The sequence below is a fragment of the Bacillus cereus group sp. MYBK220-1 genome (genome assembly GCF_051916445.1).
In the GTDB taxonomy this organism is placed as follows: domain Bacteria; phylum Bacillota; class Bacilli; order Bacillales; family Bacillaceae_G; genus Bacillus_A; species Bacillus_A cereus.
The window spans coordinates 149,484-169,955 of sequence record NZ_JBQAGQ010000002.1 but is presented as its reverse complement, the minus strand read 5'-3'; the positions used below and the strand labels follow the sequence as shown (position 1 = coordinate 169,955).

Below are 20,472 nucleotides of genomic sequence, written 5' to 3'. Positions count from 1 at the left end.
TTAAAATTGTTATGATTACAATTACTCAAATACTTTTTTGTATATAAAATTAAATGATATCATATGCCGGAAATAAAGAGAAACGTTAATAAATAAAAGAGACTGCCAATGGCAATCTCTTATTATTTATTAACGGAAAGAAGACACGTTGTTACCCATTTCTTCATAGTAATCTAAAATACCTTGATAAATAGCTTCCGCTGCATTTTGTCTTTGCGCTGGTGTAGCTATTTTATCTGCATCACTTTTATTATCTACAAATGCTAATTCTGCTAATACAGCTGGCATTGTATTTTCTCTAATTACGTATAAATCGCCTTTTTTCACACCACGATCTTTTGTTCCCAGTGCATCTACAAGACGCTCTTGAATTTTTTCTGCTAATAAACGACTTTCTGATACGTTAGGATTTGTTCCTCTTGCTGTCGCTGATTCATAGTAGAATGTTTCTGTACCTTGTCCATTTTTCTCTTCCGTGCCATTACCATGAATACTTACAAAAATATCCCCATTATTTTTTTGAGCAAATTCTACACGTTTCTTTAAAGAATCAGAAGCACTTGTTCCTGGACGTGTATCATCTGTACGAGTGAATAACACAGTAAATGGTGTCTTTTTCTCAAATATTTTCTGTAATCGTAATGATACATCTAATACAGTTTCACTTTCTTTCTCATAATAACCTGGATTACCTGAATCTGCTCCACCATGACCTGGATCAATAATAATCGCTTTTCCTTCTAAGAAATTCCCTTGCTTCACTGGATTTAATTGATTTTTATTAACCCATTGGAAACCAGCGCCCATGCGGATACGAATCCAGCTGCCGTTCTCTTCAATAACAGTTACTTGCTGTGCGTTATGTGTTCCCATTACTTTTGACGAAGAAGAAGCTTCTGCATAAGTAGTGAATCCTTCATTAATAACTTCCGTTTTCTCTACTAAAGGTGTCCATTTATCACCGTTACTTGTTGCAATTTTGATCCATCCATCTCGTTCTTCTTTAATTTCTACCGTTTGTGGATTATGCTGATTCGCACTAATCCCAGAACTTAATGATGGTGCGTGATATGTAATGAATTTTCTATCTATGTACATTTTCTTTGTTTCTACTGGACGATCACTATTCTTGCTAAATTTATCTGTTTGCGCAGTAAGCTGAGCTGCTTGTTCACGCGTAATAGAATCATTCGGTTTCCAGCCATTCTCTGTACCTAAAGAAAGTTTTAATTCTACTAAAATATTAACTTCTTCTTTACCCCAATGATTCTCTAAATCAGCGAATTTTGTAGGAACTGGTCCTGTTACTTTGCTTTTCAGATTATATGCTCTTACAAGCATAGCTGCCATTTCAGCACGAGTTACTTTTCCTTCAGGATCAAATACTCCTGGTTCTCGCCCTTTAATAATATTCTCTTTTTCCATGGCTGCAATAAATGAAGCTGCCCAATTATTTTTTGCATCATTATAAGACGGCTTTGCATTCGGATCTACTTTAGCACCAATTGCTGTTGCGATAATCTTTGCTGCCTGGGCACGTGTTAAATTTCCGTATGGCATAAAGTTACCATCTGGCATACCGTTAATTACATTTCTCTCTACTAAATAATAAATTGCGTCTTTCGACCACGCACTATCTGAAACATCAGGAAATTTCTTCGTTTCTGCTAAACTACTAATTGGATGTGCTAGTAAATTTGCTGCTAATAAACCTGCGGCTATTGCTTTGTACTTCATGAAAAATAAATCTCCTCTCAAAACTTCATATTCATACAATTTTTTTATTCAAGCTAACTAAAAAATATTAACTATTAATTAATTCCTTTCATAGTGTATAACATTATATATCTATAGTAAATACGTTTCCGGCCGTATAACAAAAATCGCATATATATAACTTATAATGAATGTATATAAAAAACTTTAATCAGCCCTCACCAATCGGGCTTTTACAGGCAGCCCGGTCCCCATCTAACTTTTTTGCTTTCGCTGAATTTTGAGGTAGGGGTCTTACTACTCGGCAAATAGCGGGATAAAAAAGCGATTAGAACATGTCTCCTAATCGCTTTGCCAAATAAAAAGCTGATTAAAAATAATATCTTTAATCAGCTCTCTATTATCTATGAAATTATTCTTCAATTAAATTAGACATTACATATGCATACACTAATGCTTCTGTATGCGCAATAGAACTTTCATGTGTACGTTCAAATGCGTGAGAAGAATCAATACCCGCTCCAATTAAAGCATGTTTCACATCAAATCCCGCGCGAATCGCAGCTGATGCATCAGATCCGTAGTATGGATAGATATCTACTTTATATTCAATATGATTCGTTTTCGCAAGCTCTACTAAATGTTTACGCAGTGCGTAATGATACGGGCCGCTAGAGTCTTTTGCACAAATAGATACTGTATATTCATCAGATGCTTGTCCATCACCTAACGCTCCCATATCAACTGCTAAGTATTCAACAGTTTCTTCAGGAATGTTAGAATTACCACCGTATCCAATCTCTTCATTATTAGAAATTAAGAAATGCGTCGTATATGGTAATGTTACGTTTTCATCTTGTAATCTTTTAATTAATTTTAATAAAATCGCAACACTTACTTTGTCATCTAAATGACGGGATTTTATGTATCCACTCTCTGTAATTTGAACACGCGGATCAAATGAAACGAAGTCTCCTACTTCAATTCCTAATTCGCGTACTTCATCAGCTGAAAATACGCGCTCATCAATACGAACTTCAATATTTTTCTCATCGCGTTTTGCTTCACCTGCATCTTTATATACATGTACAGATGTTTGATGCATTAAAATCGTTCCTGTATATGTCTTGCCACTTGCTGTTTCAATTTCGCAATATTCTCCTTCTACAGAGTTCCAGCGAAATCCACCAATCATAGAAAGACTCAGGCGACCGTCAGGCTTAATTTCTTTCACCATCGCACCTAACGTATCAACGTGTGCCGTTAATAAGCGGTGCTGCGCATCATTCTTCCCTTTTACCGTTAAAATAAGAGCTCCCTTATTATTACGTTTCGTTTCTACGTTCCACTCACTGACATAGTTTTCAATGAAATTAATAATTTTTGCTGTATTTCCAGATGGACTCGGAATAGAGACAAGCTCCTTAATCAGTTCCATCGTTTCTTTCGTATGGTGTGCCATTGTCGTTTCCTCCTCATTTTCTCTACTATTCAGTATACAAAATTCGCCAGAAAACCTCTACTTATATAGCTAAATTTTCTAAATTGTAGTAAAATTCTTTTTAGTATACAAAAGGAGTCCTGAAATATGAATATATCAAAAAAATATATACACATTGCACTCATTTGGTTTTTAGCATCATTATTTTGTTTACAAATCTCTTATGCCATTCATACTACTACTTCTATTACAATCGGCTGGATATTAACAGCTATCTTCTTCATTATTAGCTTCATTGCAACAAGAAAGCATAGCGTTACTCAGTAACGCTATGCTTTTCCTATAAAACTATTCTTCTGAAACATCTAATAAATAAATACCTCTTTCAAATCCACCGCGCTCTATCTCTTTTTGCTTACGAAGGCGTTCCACATCTTCAATCGATGCACCTTCTGCACGTGCTAATGAAATGATAACCTCTAGCGCATCTGCAAGAGAATCTAGTGCATGTTCGCGTTCTTTCATAGAAGCAAATTCACGAATTTCTTCCGTTCCAATTTTCGCTAAAGCTTGTATGTAGGCTTGACCTGTTAATTTTTGTGCTGTATATGTTTTTCCAGACATTAAAATCTTCTCTGGAACACGATCTCTGACTAACTTGTTATATGCTGACATCATTCATCCTCCTATATTTAATAACATCCGAGCTCTGCTTTATAGAAAAACCATTTTTTCTTCACGCATGCACTTAACATATCAATTCCTGATCCATGTGCTCTTACATGTGGAAAGAAATAGTGCTCTAAGTCTTCGTCCTTACCATATAGAGTTTGATACTCATCTGGAATCGCTTCTTTTTTCACATCTTTTTCTTTCGTCACCCCGTCAGAAAATGCAACACTTGGATGTCCCTCAAAAAATAACGCAGTCCGAACTGCCAAAGATGGTGTACTATGCAAAGCAGAATATGTAAGCAAAATAATAGTGATAACACCAATCATTCTCTTCATGTATTACTCCTAAAAAAAAGTGCTAACACAATTATACTAAAATGTGTTAGCACTTTCTCCCCTTTATCCCGAATTAACGAGCTAATAATCAGTGAGGAATGGACAAACTTTATTCCCCTTTAAATGCTGGTAAACGTTTCTCTAAAAACGCAGCAATACCTTCTTTATGATCCGCTGTTTGTCTCATTGCATATTGACCACGCTTTTCTAATTGCAATGTTTGCTCTAAATTAGAGCGATTTACTTCACATAAAATTTGCTTCGTTTGAATCATTGCTTTAATCGGTTTTTGTGACCATTCATTAATTTTTTTCTTCACAGCCGTTTGGAAATCTTCGCCGATTACTTCATCAATTAAGCCGATATCAAGTGCTTCGCTCGCCGATAATTTCTTGCCTTCCCAAATAATTTGCTTCGTCATATTTTCACCGACGCGCTTTTGAAGGAAGAAATGACCGCCTCCATCTGGAATTAAAGCGATTCCAATAAAGTTCATCGCAATAACAGATGATATATCCGCCATTACATAATCAGCTGTTAACGCAATACTTAACCCAAGACCTGCAGTTGGTCCATGAATTGCACTAATAACAAGCTTTGGCATCGTATATAATGTCACGACAACTTCAGAAATGGTATTCATAATACCATCAAACTTACTTTCATCATTACTTGAAAGCATCGATTTAATATCCCCACCCGCAGAAAAACCACGACCGTTCCCGCATAACACAACGATATGTGCAGAACTTTCCGCTACTTCTTTCAACTTTTGTAATAACTCTTTTAAGGTCGGCTCATCTAACGCATTTAACACCTCTGGGCGGTTGACCATAACCGTTGCAACGTGCCCTTCATATTTCACAACGACAGATTCTGTTTTACTTGTTATTTCCATTATATATACCCCTCTTTTCTCCATAAAGATTATACTTATATAATTATAGAAAACCACTGAAAAATCCTTCTTTTTTCTCAATTTTCTGTCTAATAATCTCACAATTTGTACATATACCGTATAAAACATACAATTCCGTTGAAAAATATAGAAATTAAAGTCGGTTTATCCATGCTTTTCATCTATTTACCATTACAATGAAATGGTGTATTCTTAAGTTTGATAAAGTGAGACTTTAATCAGTGGGGGGTGTTCATCCCCCACTGATTATTAGTCCTCACCAATCGGGCTTTTACGGGCAGCCCGCCCCCACCTAACTTCTTTGCTTCCGCTGTATTGTATTTTGAGGCGGGGTCTTACTGCCCGGCAAATAGCAGGATAAAAAAACAAATATTGAAATTCATTCGCCTTACTATGTAAAAAAGGCTTTATACCCATCTTTTGGGTGTTGTAATAAAGGAATGAAGAACTGGAGGAACATATGGTTAATAAGTTGAAACAAACGGATAACTACTTCCCACATTTCCTATTGCTATTCATTGTGTTTCAACCAATTTTAGATTTATTAACATCTTTTTCAATCTATATACTACACATGAGCGCAACAGTTGGAGTTGTAGTCCGTTTCGCCTTTATGCTTCTTGCATTAGGATACCTACTTCTTCATCACAAACAACAAGATGCGAAAAAGTACATCTTCTATTTATGTTTACTCGGAATCGCACTCGCAATCGGTCTTGTAAATAATATGATGGTTAAATCTCCAGTTTCATTTGGAGAAGAAGTTAAATTTATCTTAAAGAGCGTATATCCAATTGTGCTACTGTTTGGATATATTATCGCCTTTAAAGAGCTAAAAAATAAAGAGTATGTATTTCATAAAATCATTACATATTTCTTATATGCAACTTTAATTTTAAGCATCACAATGATTGTCGCAATGCAAACTGGAACGGATTTCCCAAGCTATCCTCACTCAAAAATCGGTTCAAGAGGTTGGTTCTTCGCTGGAAATGATTTAAGTTCTCTTTTCGCCATTATGTTCCCAATCATTGTCTTATATTCGATTCATAAAACAACTTCTTTCTCAAAAATATATTACTGGATTCCAACAATACTTGCGATGTATGCAAGTATTATGGTCGGAACGAAAGTCGGATATGGCGCAATTGTTATTACATTAGGCGTAGCACTTTTCTTCTCATTCATTGAGTATATGATAAATTGTAAAAAAGAAGGAAAAGGATTCACACATATTGTAAATACCGTTGTTGCCGCTGTTATACTAGGAGGTTTAATTGCTCTTACACCACATACTCCTATCGCAAAAAATATGGGCATTCACATGCAAATATACGAATACAAAAAATCAGTACAAGAAGAGAAAGATCGAAAAGAAGGAAAAGTAATTAAAGAAGATCCAGAAGATGCAAAAAAACATGCAAAAGGTGAACTTACAGATTCTGAAGTAAAAAGTTTAATTTACAGCGATCGCGACAAATTCTTAAAAACATACAAACAGTACTATAAAGACGCACCGCTTTCACAAAAACTATTCGGAATGGGTTACGCTGGTAACTACACAGATAAAATTAAATTAATTGAAATGGACTTCCATGACCTATTTTTCGCATTTGGAATTGTCGGTTTCCTTATTTACTTAATACCACTTCTATACTTTGGTATTAAATTATTCATCCGCATGATCACAAACTTTAAGAAAATCATGAGCGTAAAGTATATGCTATTAGCGAGCACACTCATTCTATCACTTGGCATTGGCTTTATGTCTGGCCACGTATTAACAGCGCCAGCCGTTAGCATTTTCTTCGTTGTTATTCTCGCTTATATCATTGTTGATTTTGAAATTGAATAAAAAGAAGGTGCTACGAAATATTAGTAGCACCTTCTTTTTTATTTAATTAATGTTTTACGTACTCTAAGCTTTCTTTTGCAATATACGCTTCTGTTACAGTAGGATTATCTGAAATAACTTTAACCCACGCTTTTCCATTTATTATTTCTTCACCAGTAACTGTGACAACTACATTTGTATTTAAACGATACAGTCGCTCATTTGATATACTAGGATTCTTTTTCACTTCCACGTTATTCATCACACGTGCAAGTTTGTACTTGTTGTATTCTTTTTTACCTAAATAAGAATCAAAACGGTTCATATGCCCCGCTACTTTTTTACCCCAGTTCGCATCAGATGCATATTTCGCATTTAAACCAGCAGCTTTATCACCTGTATATGTTGCTGTATAACGCCAATGTCCTGGATTTAAATATCCTTCATTCATGTATAATTTTGCTGCATGTTCAATACAATCTTCTTTTGAATTGAATGCTTCTCCGTTACCATATGGACTATCGTCTGTTGCTTTTAAACCAAATAAATTATTTTTGTCTTTTGCAAGAGCGCTTGTTCCATAATAACTTTCATGAATTGCTAATGAATATAAGAATAATGCATTTACATTATACTTGCTTTCTACTTCTTTAAATTTCTTTCCTAAACCAATTAATGGAGAGTCTGGCTTAATCGATTTCACATAACTATCTAGTTGTTCAGCTGTATAATCTGTTTTCGAACGTAATGATAAATAATTGAAATATTGATAGAAAGTTTCGTCTCCGAATGTCTTTCCATCTACACTATACATTTGCTGTCCTTGCTTCATGAAAGAAGGTGCCACACCATATCTAAATTCTGTATATCCAGGTGAACTTGTATTATATGTATAATATTTATGGTATAAATATCCATCTGATTTCACATAATAAGACGACTGTTTCATTTCATTGGTAGGAATTAAAGTGATTTCATTCTTCTTCACATAACCTGTCAAACCAGAAAGTTGAACTTTCACACGATCTTCGCCAACTTCTAACACTTTCAATTCTGTTCCATACTGAATATACGTATATACTGTTGCTAAATTCTCATCATAAATATTAATGATGTTTTGCCCAGTTATTCTTTTCGCACTTGCAAAACCATCTTTAATCCATAAAAATTCGTTCTCATATTTTACCGCATTCATACCTTTATTTTGAGCAGCCGTAACCGCTTCTTTATACGTATTATAGCGCTCTACTTCTTGCTCTGTTCCGTTTTCTCTTACATTTGTCACAACATATTTCTTAGTTTCTACAGGATTGCTATTTCCGTTTTTTTCAATCGTCTGAAGCATGCGATCCAACATAGCTGAAGCCATCCCTCTTGTAGCTGATAAATGTGGTCTAAATGTATTATCTTCTGGATACCCTTTAATAATTTGAGTAGCCACCATAACTTGCACATGCTCTTTATAGTTAATACTATCTTTATCAGTAAAGGTAAGCGGACTTACAGCTACTTTAATATTTTTATAGTCTAACGCTCGCTTTACCATTATCGACATTTCTTCACGTGTAATCACATCATTTGGTGAGAACGTCTCGTTCGTACGACCATTAATAATTTTCGCTCCATATGCCCTACTTACACCATCATATAAACCGTAAGTCTTCGGCACATCCTCGAAATTCGAATCAGCTTTCGGTAAATTTAAAGCCCTCGCTATGAATGTAGCAAACTCTGCTCTTGTTACTAATTTATCAGGCGCATATACATTGTCTCCATACCCCATTAAAACTCCTTTAGTAATAAGTGAGCGCATATTCGTCTCAAACATATGTCCTGTAATATCATCATTTGCCGCATAACTTGAAATAGGAGTTAAAAGTAATGATCCCGTTAATGCCACTGCTGTTATACCTTTTGAAAAAGTCTTCAAGGTTATCCTCCTCGTAATCTACGAATTTATTATCACAAATTTGATTATATAATAATCACAATCATTTTAGCATAATAAATAGGAATTAAAATAAAACGTTTTTTAATTTGAATTTTCATTACATTCAAAACAAAATAAAAGACACTTTACTTTTTTAATAAAGTGCCTTTTTCCATATGATCAATGAGTTTCTTTGTTGCCTGTTTGCCTTGCAACCGAAGCTCATCTATTGTCAATTGTAACTCTTGCTGCACAGTTCCTTGTTGCATTAATTGCTTTTTCGCAATTTCATATAAATATTCAGCACTCCATTCGCCATCCACACTTCCTATAACTGGCTGATTCACTTGACTTAAAAACGAATCAATTTTCGGATCATATGAAATCCCGACCATTGGAGTTTTGGCTACAGCAGAAAAAACTAGTGCATGAAGACGCATACCAATTAGTAATGAACATTGTGATAAAATGAATATTTTCTCATCGATATCCATTTTATATGGAAGCATATACGTCTCTTCTCCCATTAAGTCTACTACTTCACGCGAAGCTTTTTGATCAAATGGCTCATGCATTGGAACAAATAGAATTTGGTATCCTTCTTGCTTTAATTTTTTTAATGCCGCAGCTAATTTTTTTATATAATCTTCTTTTGCATTCCAATAACGCACACTAACCGCGATTACTTTTCCATGTATCGAATGCTTTTGCAACCAATCCGATTGTTTTGTCCGTTTCCATGTTAAAACAGGGTCTGGAACAATTTCAATATCGTTTTTTATGCCAAGTTCTTTTAAATATAAAAACGAATCCTCATCTCGAACTGATACATAGGAAGCTTTTGACAAGTTCCATTTTACTAATAGACGATTATATCCTTTTGTAATTGGACCTATTCCTTGTGAATAAATATAATACGGCTTTTTTAATAATCGAGCGAGTCCCATAATACCCGTATAATATAGAATACTCTTCGTACTTGTCTGATCTTGAAGAAGGCTCCCGCCACCGCTAATAACTCCATCACTGTTTTTGATTGCATGATAAACAGCTTTTATATCCCAGCGATCTACCGATTCTACACCATACATTTCCTTTGTATATTTAGAATCATTTGATAGTACTACTAGTTCTATATCCGGGTTCTCTTTACTTAACGATTCAATAATTGATTGTAGAATCGCCTCGTCTCCAACATTATAAAAACCATAATATCCTGATAAGACTAAACGCACCCTAAATCTCCTCCAAAACTAGGTAACCGTTTATTTCATCTAACATAAACTAGTACCCATTCCTTACCTAAACACTTGATACCCTACATAGTTTCCTCTTTATCAGTTCATATGAATTATAATAAAAAATTAAATTTCTATATTTATCTTTTCAAAAATGGTATTTTGTTTATTGATATCCATTTTAATTTCAAAGCACATACACCATACAAAATGGTTGTAATACTTAATGCTATACCACTGAATAATAACGTCATAATTCTTGAAGATGTAATATTTATCACATTACATAGTTCATACAATCCTAGTCCCAAAATACATGCTATTGCTAGCACACCAAAAAAGCTTTTTAAATGAATAGAATAGGCAATATAGCTTCGAATATACAAATGATTTACAATACAAACCAATACGTAAGTAATGAATGTACTATACGCCGCTCCATCTATGCCAAACTTCTGCACGAACATTATGTTTAACACGACTTTCACACAACTCGCACCAATAACAATCCATGCAGCTTGCGCAGAACGGTTAATGCCCTGTAAAACACCTATTGATAATACCATAACCGCAGTAAAATACGAACTGCCAATCATAACTGTTAACATACTACTGCCTTTTACATCTGTGAACAATCCGACATTTAACGGTACTGTTAATGCCATCAACCATATTGTTAACGGTGCTGTCAAAACATGCGCTAGTCGATTTGTATTTTGAATTGTTATTTTCGCCAAATTTATATCTCTTTTGGCCAATGCGGAAGTTAAGAGTGGTATTAACGGAAATACAATTGCGCTTGCAAAAATAACAATTATTTGCGTGAATGCAAAACCGCGACTGTATATTCCAAATTGTTCTTGAATTTCTGTTGATGATCCTTGTAATACATGCGGTATTGTAAGCGAGTCTACTAAATTTAAAAGTGGCATTGATAAAGCTCCAATAGCGATTGGGATCGATACCCGCAATATCTTTTTGCCGTTTTCTCTTAAATCTCGGAGCGAATAGGAATTGCTTTTATTGTAGTATGGACTTCTATTATATTTTATACGCAAATATATAAGCGAACTAATGACTCCAAGAAAAGAGCCAACCATCGCACCACTAGTAATAACAGTATTACTCTTATCCCATGATACTAGTATGTAAGCAATTATTAACATAAAAAACACACGTACAAATTGCTCAATGACCTGTGATACCCCTGTTGGTTTCATATCACCGAAACCTTGAAAATACCCTCTATACACCGCCATGTATGGCGCAATGAGTAACGCTAATGAAGTAATAAGCAACGGCATTCTAGTTTCTTGTCCACCAAGCATATTTGCAATTTCAATAGAAAATAATACAATGACTAAACAGCCGAAAACGCCAAATGCTATCCCAATAATTGACGCTGATTTAAATAATTTTGCAATTTCCTTTTGCTTATTTTTTTCGTTCAACTCTGCAATTAGTTTCGAAATTGCAAGTGGAACTCCGGCTACCGATAATGTAAGAGCAATCATATATACAGGAAAAACAAGGCGGAAAATACCGAGCACTTCATCTCCTGCAATATTTTGTAATGGAATTTGAAAAAAACTACCCAGCAATTTCGACAAAAAAGTTGTAATGGTTAAAATTGCTGCTCCTTTTACAAATGTTTTATTCATATTTTTTCTCTTTTCTTTTATACATATACTCTCAAACATATTGTTTTAAACGATAGGAATTCACTTTATCCCATTGGTTATCATAACAAATTTATTATAGGTTGAATACTTGGTTTTTTTTTCAAAATAGAAAAGAGAACCCATTTAAGCCTGTCTCTTCACAATATTTTTTCTAATTCCTTCCATTATGTATGTACACACTATAACCGTTTCTGTTACGCAAAAAGAGCCCTTCCTCCCTATCACTGCGATACATATTACTAAAAACATTATAAAAATATCCCACAACTCTACATTATAATTTATGTAAGATTGTGAGATATTCTAATTACCATCTAAACACTTAAAATTTTCAATTGCTCTTTCTGTTCATCGCTTGCCATTACTGCGATTGTTTTTTCAATACTCGGATGTACTTGCTCAAGCTTTACACTTGCTCCTACTTTATTTGATTGCTCAACAAAATTTAATAAGGCCATAGCTCCTGATACATCCATATAACGCACATCTTTCATACGTAAAATAACCGGTGACTTCACATCTTGTAAAGTAGAGAAAATACGATCTACTGATAGGAAAGAGAGCGGTCCTTGAATTTTGTACGTTTCTTCTTTTTCTTTTACGATAGAAGTTTTACGTTCTTTACATTTCACCATATATATGATGAACGAAAGAATAATACCGAATGCAACAGCAATCATTAAATCGAACTTCACCGTTACAATCATCGTTACGAGCATAACAACGACATCACCTTTAGGAGCGACATGCATCTTTTTCATGCTTCCCCAATCGAACATTCCAATACCAGTTAAAATTAAAATACCTGATAATACAGCAAGTGGAATATATTGTACGACCGAACCAAGACCCATAATAAAAATAAATAAGATAACACTATGCATACATGCCGAAAGTGCCGTTTTACCGCCACTTCTTATATTCACGATAGACCTTACAGTCGCACCTGCACCTGCTAATCCGCCAAACAATCCGCTCATCATATTACCGATACCTTGTCCGACCAGTTCTTTATTACTTTTATGACGTGTACCTGTCACATTATCCATTACGACCGATGTTAACAACGAGTCAATCGATCCTAATAAAGCAATACTAAGCGCTGGCAAAATAAGTGCTGCTATTCCTGTTCCACTTAAAGATGGAATATGAAGCGTAGGCATCGCTTCTGGAATGGTTCCAATCTTTTCAATTACTTTATTTAGTGAAAGATTTCCGATAATCGGTAACTTTACTGTAAGTCCTTCGAGTAAGGAAGAAAATAAAGGAAGCAAAGCTGTCACACCGACTAGTGCTACTAAACTAGACGGAATCGCCTTAATCCATTTACCAGAAACAATCATTACAATAATCGTTAACACAACAAGTAAAAAACTATTTTGTACGTGCTTTATTTCGCCTAAAATAATGATTAATGCAATACCATTCATAAATCCCGAAACGACAGGATACGGAATATATCGAACGTAAGAACCGAGCTTACATACACCGAATAAAATTTGAAATAACCCTGCCATCATAAAGGCAATAAAACTTGCCTCTAACCCGTGCGTCGCAATAACTCCTGTTGCAATAACGGTAATTGGTCCAGTTGGCCCTGTTACTTGCCCAGGTGTCCCGCCAAATAACGCTGCGAATAAACCTGCAAAAATCGCACCATACAATCCAACAAGCGCTCCCTCAGACGTTCCTGTCGCGGCAATACCAAATGCAATCGCAAGTGGTAACGCAACAATCGCAACAGTAAATCCTGCTAAACATTCCTTTGCTATTTTTTGAAACATAAAAAAACCACCTTTGTATAAAGTCCATGTTCCATTGTACACCTAAAAAGATACATTCGTTAGCTCACTTTTTACATTCTCGTGACGTAAACGTATTCAATGAAAAGTTTCCCCCTTATCTTTGGAAACAATTGCAACTATGCTATAATGAACAAATTAAATCTTTTACTATATACTTGGAGGCACTATGCTAACTTTTGAAGAAAAATTATCGATTATTGAATCTTTCCCAGAACTAGAAAGAAAGAACGTATCATTAAAACGTGTAAACTTCCACTTTGAAGAAAGTCGTTTAGATAAAAAGAACGTTGTATTTCATTTACACCCAAATGGAAATGGATTTGTATATGCAAGCGGTATTAAAGGTTATAAAACAGATGATAAAGGCATGGTTAACATCCGTGAGTTTTCAGCAGAGGAGTTACGTTCAGTAATTGAGAAATCAATTGACCTTCTATCACAAGAAGAAGTAGTAGCACCTGTAGAACCTGCGAAAGAAGAAGAATGGCAGAACGAAGATGGTCATATTCTTACTCTTATTTCAGAGGATGACATGTGGAACGTGTACGCTGGTGTAAACTTAGACGGTACATTCAACTCTTATCCAGAAGCTGCGGAATACCTTGATGAAGAAGGCTTTTCACGCAAATAAAAATAGAAACCTATTTTATTCAACGACTTTTATAGTAATCAAAGAAGACACTTAAGGTGTCTTTTTTTGTTATATAAACTCCTTTCTCACACTATCTCTATTAATTTTCATAAAATGATTCAGAGGAGGTTTATATGAATACAACTGCTAAATTAATAACTTGGAAAGAACATGGCGATATGATTATTCTAGAATGTGAATTAAATGGAAAACGCTTCGAGATATCAACATATAAACAACGAATATATAATGCACACCTTTTATCAGCTGACGTTTATATTCGTTTAGACTCATCTGATAATATAATTGGAATAAATATTTATAAAAAGTAAGAAAAGCCCCCTATTCCGTAGGCGGGCTTTATCTTTATTACACAACATCAGAGTATACTCTCTTTTTTTCATACAGTTTATGTAATTATACATATTCATCAAAAAATACACTGAATGAATATTACATGTAGTAAAATATAACTTGTGGGCACGTTCTATAAAGCAGATTCTTTTAAAAGGCGTAACATATCAATTATTATAGGGGATGTGGCGTCACTTCAATATTGATCTCAAATCTCTTGTCTTTTGTGAACTAACAATCTAGTGTATATAGACGATTCTGCTTTATAGTGTGTGTTTACACTCATAACAAAGGGGTAATGGTAATACGGATAGATTCCGATTCGTATGAAATGAAATGGTTCAAGTCGGAGAAAGGCACCTTAGGGTGTCTTTTCTTTTTGTATTACATCCACTTTGTGTTTCCACCTTATTTCAAATGCGCTAATTAACCTTCACCAAGAAAAAATTAGAATTAACAAAGATATTGTTTCTTCTGTTTAATACAGAAAAATGCAGGATACCCCATAGATATGGGGCATCCTGCATTTTCTATTTTTTCGCACCTTTCAACGACTCCCTCAGTACAAACTTCTGCAACTTCCCGCTCGCATTACGAGGGAGTTCATCTACAAATAAATAATGACGCGGACGTTTATAATCTGCTAGTTCATCACTTTCTTTGCAATACGTTTCTAAATCAGCTTCTGTTATTGTTTCATCTTTCTTCACAATAACTGCCACAACACGCTCTCCCCATAATTCATCTGGCTCACCAAGTACCGCCACATCTAATATACCTGGATGACTATGAAGGAAATCTTCAATTTCACGAGGATAAATATTTACGCCACCGCTAATTACCATATCATCAACGCGATCAGCAACGAATAAATAACCGTCTTTATCAAAATAGCCTAGATCACCAGAATGATACCATCCTTTATACATCGATTTTTTATTCGCTTCTTCACGATTATGATAGCCAGCCATCATAGTTGGGCCGCGTAAAATAATTTCTCCCACTTCATAAGGAGGTAATACATCATCTGGTTCTGCCGGTGCATCCTCGTTCGGTTTCACAATACGAACTTCATGGCTAAAACATGGCGTGCCTGCTGAACCAGCTTTCGTAATTTGATCCTCCTCTACGAGAAATGCAACAACTGGCCCCATTTCTGTCATTCCGTATATTTGAACAAGATCAATATAAAGACGTTCTTTACATTCCTTCACTAACGCCGGTGCCATTGCTGCTCCGCCATATATACCGATTTTCATTGACGTTAAATCATACTGAGCTAAATCTTTTTGCAACAACATATTCCACATCGTCGGCGCTGCAAAGAACGTCGTAATCTTTTCTTCTTGAATCGTATGTAATACTGTTTCTGTATCAAAATGATGCAAAATAACATTCTTTCCGCCAACTTGAATGCGTGGTATGATTCCGGCATTTAATTCACCACAGTGATATAAAGGTGCAACAACAAGCCCAACGCTATCTCTATTATATTTTAGGAAATACGTACAAATCATACTATGCTCAGCCATTTCACGATGGCGATGTAACACGCCTTTCGGATGACCTGTCGTACCGCTCGTATACAGCATAGAACAATAATCCATTTCATCAATTTCGATATTTACTTTCTCAGAAGATGCTTCATTCACTTTTTCATGGTAGGAACTTGCATAGGAAGGTTTATCGTTTTCTATAGACCAAAAAGATGTATTTGGAAAATCTCTTTCAATTATAGCAACAGTTGACTCAACTGCTTTTTCAAAGACAACGACTTTCGAGGATGCGTCCTGAAGAATATAAGATACTTCTTTTGCTTTTAAGCGGAAATTAATCGGGTTAAAGATCGCTCCAATTTTCGCACAGGCTAAGTAAACGTTTACAAATTCATGGCAATTATATAAGTAAACAGATACCGTATCTCCCTTTCTTACCCCTTCTTCTAATAGAGCGTGCGCTGTTTTATTTATTTGTTCATCCCACTGTTTATACGTCCAGCGAATATTTTTTTCAGGTTCCACTAACGCCTCTTTATTTGGATACTTACCAACTGATAAATCAAAAATTCTCCCTATCGTCATATACATGCCAACAATTTCCCCCTTTTCTCTTTCATAAATCTATCATTTCGTCCATAAGTAGACATTGTCCTCTAATGATGTGACTAATTTTTCTGATTATTATCGACATAGTTTTACATACGGTACCGCTAGACGGTAAATGAAATTATATCGGCGATTTTCCAGATATATCGACCGTAACTTGAAATATATCAACCACAACTCAATTTATATCAGCGATTTTTCGAATATATCGACTTACCGACAAAAACTAATAAGATATAATCGGACCGCCCGTTACTGCAGGATAAAAAAGAGGTTGTTCCGACTCGGAACAACCTCTTTCTTCTTATGCAAATAGCTCTTCTAAAATTTTCAGTTTATCTTCTGTATATTTCACAAAGCCATCATTATATGATTTTGGATCTTTCGGATTCGCAAAGTGCGTAATTGCTCCCGTCTTCGGGTGAACAAATTTACTTGATGCACCACAACCAAGTCCGATAATTGATTGTACTTCTTCCATAATGACAATGTTGTAAATACTTTCTTGCGTCGGCATTGCATAACCAACGTTCTCTAAGTTACCTAAAATATTCTTTTGACGATATAGGTAATATGGTACGTAATTATGCTTTTGCGTCCACTCTTCTGCTTCATGCATCATCGCTGTAATTTCTTCGCGACCTGCTACTTTATATTTACGTTTGTTTTGCGTCATTTCAGAAGCACGTTTAAATGATAACGTATGAACTGTTAATGATTCTGGCATTAACTTTTCTGTTTCATCTAACGTATGCTTGAAGATATCTAACCCTTCACCAGGAAGACCAATAATTAAGTCCATATTAATATTGTTCATTCCCATTTCACGAGCTAAATGGTATTTCTCAATTGTTTCTTCTACAGTATGATGACGTCCAATTGCTTTTAGTGTCTCTTGATGGTATGACTGCGGATTAATACTAATACGGTCAATATTCCATTTATTTAACACTTCTAGCTTTGCTGGCGTAATTGTATCTGGGCGACCTGCCTCAACTGTTACTTCACGCACATTTTTCACATCTGGGAACGCTTCATACATTTCTTCATACAGCATATCCATCTCTTCTGCTGTAATACTTGTAGGTGTACCGCCGCCGTAATAAATCGTCGTAACTTTTACACCTTTTTCTTTTAAAAACTTACCAATTTCACGAACTTCATAATGTAAACCACCTAAGAACGAATCAACAGATCCTTGGCGTCCATTAATTGCATAAGCCGGGAATGTACAATATGCACATTTCGTTGGGCAGAACGGAATACCGATATAAATACTTACTTCTTCTTTCAAACGGTATAAATCCGGAACAACTGCTAATTGGCAATCAACAATGCGCTGAAGAAGTTCAATTTTCTCTTCATGAATTAAATAACTTTCACGAAGTTCTTGATGCGCTTCTTCTTTTGACATACCATTTTGAAGCATTTTGTGAAGAAGTTTCGTCGGACGTACTCCCGTTAAAATACCCCAGCTTTGTTCAATACCAGTTAACTGCTGAAGAACAGAAAGATATACATAAGAAACAACGTGTTTCACTTGCTTCATACGCTCTTTTTCATCTGTAAAAGCAGATAAATCTTTTGCGAATGTTTCTTCATACACATTTCCAGTCGCAACATCTGTTAAACGAGCAGATGCTTTCACATTCTCTTCAATGTGTATATCAACGATAAGATTTGCTTCCTCTTGTTCAAATCCAATCGTACTCTCTTCAAAAAATAAGCCGCCAATATTTTGTAGCGGACGTAAAAAACGATCATCTTGTAACGTTTTAATTGAAATTAACAACATTATCACCTTTTCATTTGCAAACTCTCTTTAGTTTACTTGAAGGGCGTTTGCAGGTCAATACAGAAGGTTTTACCTGTTTCTCTTACATTTTTTCAAATAATTCTTTTTATGAATATTGCTCATGTATATAGACATCATGATTTTCTCTTGTTAAAATTTATTAGTGTTAAAATCGATACATAGTGAAAATACAATATAAAAAGGAGGACTGTTAACACTAGATTCCACAATCTAATGTGTTAAAAACAAATATGAAAAAGAAATTTTATAGTGTATTAACTCTCTCTCTTGCATTACAAACTGTTCTTGCACCTACTTATTCATTTGCAGAGAGTGCTGAAAAATCCGCCGAAGTATATACGGAGGATCAAGTTTTTAAAAGTATTAAGGAGCATGTTAATGAGCATAGTACTCATGAAGAAGATATCGAGGTTACTGGCCAATTCCTACTATACACTTCAAAAAAACATTCATTATATACCGCGAATGATTTAAAAAACAAATCGAATATCGAGATTACAGAACAAGTCGTAACGGCGACAAAGAAAAAAGGAAATGCTTACTACATAACGACGCCAACTGGCGCTGGATGGATAGATAACAATGATAATAGCTTAGAAGTTCAAGAGATTCATAAACTATCTAACCAAAAATTAATCGTAAAAGAAGAAGCTTCCATACATGCACTTCCGTTCCAATCGTTTAAAGAAGAAGGGAAACTAGAGCCACAAGTCATTACTCCTACTGAACAAGCTGGAAATTGGTTTAAAGTCCAAATAAACGAAACAGCAAAATGGATTTATGCACCTTCTGCTACATTTGAAGGTACAAAAGCTTCATTATTAAAAAACAGTCGTACTGCTAAAAACAGTTTATTGAGATCGCCAGAAGCTCTACAAACAAACAATATTTATGGCGTTACATTTAAAGAAATGATTGTCCCAAAAGGAAATGACGATATTCGACCTGGCTACCCGATGGTGCCTAAATATATTACGATTCACGAAACGGCTAATACAGCGAAAGGTGCTAATGCTCTAAATCATGCAAAATTCTTAGATAATCAAGCACGCGGAACAGCTGATCGCGCCGCATCTTGGCATTTCACAGTAGATGATAAAGAAATTTATCAACATCTTCCGGTAAATGAAGTTGGATGGCATGCTGGAAATAAAACTGGAAACTATGAATCTATCGGAATTGAAATTGCCGTTAATCAAGATGGAAACTATGAAAAAGCGGTAGAAAATGCCCGTAAATTGGCAGCTTATTTAATGAACGACTTAAATATTTCTCTAGATAAGGTCCAAAAACACCAATTTTGGTCAGGAAAAAACTGCCCTGCGTTTATGATTCAACGCGGACAATGGGATGCTTTCTTAAAAGGAACTGAAACATACTATAAAGAAAATCAAAAAAATCCAGTAACTGATGACATTACAGGTGGCTGGTATGAACAAGACATTCGTCAATTAGCAGCTAGAGGCATTATGCAAGGAGAAGGAAACGGCAAGTACTTCCCAGAACGTCTTGTAACGCGTGCTGAATTTGCTACATTAATTACTCGTGCTTTACAATTACCAAGTGGAAATGCTAATTTCACAGACTTAGAACAAGTACACCCATCTTTAAGAGACGGTATTAATCGCGCAGCAAGCGCAGGCATAATCCGCGGACGTGGTGATAATACATTTGATCCAAATACTACAATTACACGCGAAGAAGCTGTTATTATGATCGATCGTTCTCTAAAACACGCTGGTATTTTTGCAAAACAAGTTGAACTACCATTCGTAGACCAAAACTTAATTTACGCTAAAGAAGAAGTACAAAGAGTGTATGGATATGGAATTGTAAAAGGTAATGAATTGAATCAATTCGTACCAAAAGGACCATCACAACGTGCTCACGCAGCTGCATTTATAAACAGAATGCTTAGCGTAATTGAAGCTTAACATATTTATCATTCCATATAGATATTTTCATTTTATCTGTATTCACTTAAAAGGCAT

General features: G+C 35.1%; 16 protein-coding genes. 5 read left to right on the top strand and 11 right to left on the bottom strand.

Annotated elements, in window-relative coordinates; genetic code table 11:
- Window positions 1-129 precede the first annotated feature (129 nt).
- Window positions 130-1,737 carry an N-acetylmuramoyl-L-alanine amidase gene (locus ACTFRU_RS07705; protein ID WP_000875328.1) on the bottom strand — a complete coding sequence of 536 codons (1,608 nt, stop codon included), beginning with the start codon at window positions 1,735-1,737 and terminating at the stop codon, window positions 130-132.
- Window positions 1,738-2,128: 391 nt separating this feature from the next.
- A complete protein-coding gene (locus tag ACTFRU_RS07700) occupies window positions 2,129-3,178 on the bottom strand; it encodes a M42 family metallopeptidase (RefSeq protein WP_016125550.1) in 1,050 nt (349 codons plus the stop codon).
- Window positions 3,179-3,304: 126 nt separating this feature from the next.
- Between ACTFRU_RS07700 and ACTFRU_RS07695 the strand changes: the two genes are divergently transcribed.
- Complete coding sequence (locus ACTFRU_RS07695; protein WP_001027085.1) at window positions 3,305-3,484, top strand: hypothetical protein; 180 nt, start codon at window positions 3,305-3,307, stop codon at window positions 3,482-3,484.
- 21 nt (window positions 3,485-3,505) lie between these two features.
- Here ACTFRU_RS07695 and ACTFRU_RS07690 read toward each other — a convergent pair whose 3' ends face one another.
- The 3 genes from ACTFRU_RS07690 to ACTFRU_RS07680 form a co-directional block, all read right to left on the bottom strand.
- Complete coding sequence (locus ACTFRU_RS07690) at window positions 3,506-3,832, bottom strand: nucleoside triphosphate pyrophosphohydrolase (protein WP_001277350.1); 327 nt, start codon at window positions 3,830-3,832, stop codon at window positions 3,506-3,508.
- Between the two features lie 17 nt (window positions 3,833-3,849).
- Entirely contained in the window at window positions 3,850-4,167 is a 318-nt protein-coding gene (locus ACTFRU_RS07685; RefSeq protein WP_000827122.1) for a hypothetical protein, read from the bottom strand.
- Between the two features lie 109 nt (window positions 4,168-4,276).
- Window positions 4,277-5,089, bottom strand: a complete 813-nt coding sequence (locus tag ACTFRU_RS07680) for an enoyl-CoA hydratase (RefSeq protein WP_002023367.1) — start codon at window positions 5,087-5,089, stop codon at window positions 4,277-4,279.
- A 457-nt stretch (window positions 5,090-5,546) separates the two neighbouring features.
- Between ACTFRU_RS07680 and ACTFRU_RS07675 the strand changes: the two genes are divergently transcribed.
- Entirely contained in the window at window positions 5,547-6,941 is a 1,395-nt protein-coding gene (locus ACTFRU_RS07675) for an O-antigen ligase family protein (protein ID WP_440037563.1), read from the top strand.
- A 46-nt stretch (window positions 6,942-6,987) separates the two neighbouring features.
- Here ACTFRU_RS07675 and ACTFRU_RS07670 read toward each other — a convergent pair whose 3' ends face one another.
- From ACTFRU_RS07670 to ACTFRU_RS07655, 4 genes are all read right to left on the bottom strand, one after another.
- Window positions 6,988-8,850, bottom strand: a complete 1,863-nt coding sequence (locus ACTFRU_RS07670) for an S-layer homology domain-containing protein (protein WP_000847503.1) — start codon at window positions 8,848-8,850, stop codon at window positions 6,988-6,990.
- A 146-nt stretch (window positions 8,851-8,996) separates the two neighbouring features.
- A complete protein-coding gene (gene csaB, locus ACTFRU_RS07665) occupies window positions 8,997-10,085 on the bottom strand; it encodes a polysaccharide pyruvyl transferase CsaB (RefSeq protein WP_001241591.1) in 1,089 nt (362 codons plus the stop codon).
- A gap of 143 nt (window positions 10,086-10,228) precedes the next feature.
- A complete protein-coding gene (locus tag ACTFRU_RS07660) occupies window positions 10,229-11,749 on the bottom strand; it encodes a putative polysaccharide biosynthesis protein (RefSeq protein ID WP_001044001.1) in 1,521 nt (506 codons plus the stop codon).
- Between the two features lie 335 nt (window positions 11,750-12,084).
- Window positions 12,085-13,554 (bottom strand): SulP family inorganic anion transporter, encoded by a 1,470-nt coding sequence (locus tag ACTFRU_RS07655; RefSeq protein ID WP_088363224.1) that lies wholly within the window; start codon window positions 13,552-13,554, stop codon window positions 12,085-12,087.
- Between the two features lie 187 nt (window positions 13,555-13,741).
- On the opposite strand from ACTFRU_RS07655, the gene ACTFRU_RS07650 reads away from it, so the two are divergent.
- Window positions 13,742-14,206: a hypothetical protein gene (locus tag ACTFRU_RS07650; RefSeq protein WP_000954998.1), complete on the top strand. Its 465-nt coding sequence runs from the start codon at window positions 13,742-13,744 to the stop codon at window positions 14,204-14,206.
- A 134-nt stretch (window positions 14,207-14,340) separates the two neighbouring features.
- Window positions 14,341-14,538 (top strand): hypothetical protein, encoded by a 198-nt coding sequence (locus ACTFRU_RS07645; protein ID WP_001098262.1) that lies wholly within the window; start codon window positions 14,341-14,343, stop codon window positions 14,536-14,538.
- 552 nt (window positions 14,539-15,090) lie between these two features.
- Here the strand turns inward: ACTFRU_RS07645 and ACTFRU_RS07640 are convergent.
- Window positions 15,091-16,647, bottom strand: coding sequence for a fatty acid--CoA ligase (locus ACTFRU_RS07640; RefSeq protein WP_000281991.1), 1,557 nt, complete (start codon window positions 16,645-16,647; stop codon window positions 15,091-15,093).
- Between the two features lie 322 nt (window positions 16,648-16,969).
- Complete coding sequence (locus ACTFRU_RS07635; RefSeq protein WP_002025370.1) at window positions 16,970-18,460, bottom strand: coproporphyrinogen III oxidase; 1,491 nt, start codon at window positions 18,458-18,460, stop codon at window positions 16,970-16,972.
- Between the two features lie 251 nt (window positions 18,461-18,711).
- Between ACTFRU_RS07635 and ACTFRU_RS07630 the strand changes: the two genes are divergently transcribed.
- The gene (locus ACTFRU_RS07630) at window positions 18,712-20,415 is read left to right on the top strand and encodes an S-layer homology domain-containing protein (protein WP_033666542.1); all 1,704 of its coding nucleotides are present in this window, start codon (window positions 18,712-18,714) and stop codon (window positions 20,413-20,415) included.
- The last annotated feature ends 57 nt before the right edge of the window (window positions 20,416-20,472 follow it).

Bases quoted from the DNA above. Each gene is read 5' to 3' on its own strand.
- ACTFRU_RS07680 (WP_002023367.1), bottom strand. From the start codon at position 5,089: ATGGAGAAAAGAGGGGTATATATAATGGAAATAACAAGTAAAACAGAA.
- ACTFRU_RS07690 (WP_001277350.1), bottom strand. From the start codon at position 3,832: ATGTCAGCATATAACAAGTTAGTCAGAGATCGTGTTCCAGAGAAGATT.
- ACTFRU_RS07640 (WP_000281991.1), bottom strand. From the start codon at position 16,647: ATGTATATGACGATAGGGAGAATTTTTGATTTATCAGTTGGTAAGTAT.
- ACTFRU_RS07655 (WP_088363224.1), bottom strand. From the start codon at position 13,554: ATGTTTCAAAAAATAGCAAAGGAATGTTTAGCAGGATTTACTGTTGCG.
- ACTFRU_RS07705 (WP_000875328.1), bottom strand. From the start codon at position 1,737: ATGAAGTACAAAGCAATAGCCGCAGGTTTATTAGCAGCAAATTTACTA.
- ACTFRU_RS07700 (WP_016125550.1), bottom strand. From the start codon at position 3,178: ATGGCACACCATACGAAAGAAACGATGGAACTGATTAAGGAGCTTGTC.
- ACTFRU_RS07645 (WP_001098262.1), top strand. From the start codon at position 14,341: ATGAATACAACTGCTAAATTAATAACTTGGAAAGAACATGGCGATATG.
- ACTFRU_RS07650 (WP_000954998.1), top strand. From the start codon at position 13,742: ATGCTAACTTTTGAAGAAAAATTATCGATTATTGAATCTTTCCCAGAA.
- ACTFRU_RS07695 (WP_001027085.1), top strand. From the start codon at position 3,305: ATGAATATATCAAAAAAATATATACACATTGCACTCATTTGGTTTTTA.
- ACTFRU_RS07685 (WP_000827122.1), bottom strand. From the start codon at position 4,167: ATGAAGAGAATGATTGGTGTTATCACTATTATTTTGCTTACATATTCT.
- ACTFRU_RS07675 (WP_440037563.1), top strand. From the start codon at position 5,547: ATGGTTAATAAGTTGAAACAAACGGATAACTACTTCCCACATTTCCTA.
- ACTFRU_RS07630 (WP_033666542.1), top strand. From the start codon at position 18,712: ATGAAAAAGAAATTTTATAGTGTATTAACTCTCTCTCTTGCATTACAA.
- ACTFRU_RS07635 (WP_002025370.1), bottom strand. From the start codon at position 18,460: ATGTTGTTAATTTCAATTAAAACGTTACAAGATGATCGTTTTTTACGT.
- ACTFRU_RS07660 (WP_001044001.1), bottom strand. From the start codon at position 11,749: ATGAATAAAACATTTGTAAAAGGAGCAGCAATTTTAACCATTACAACT.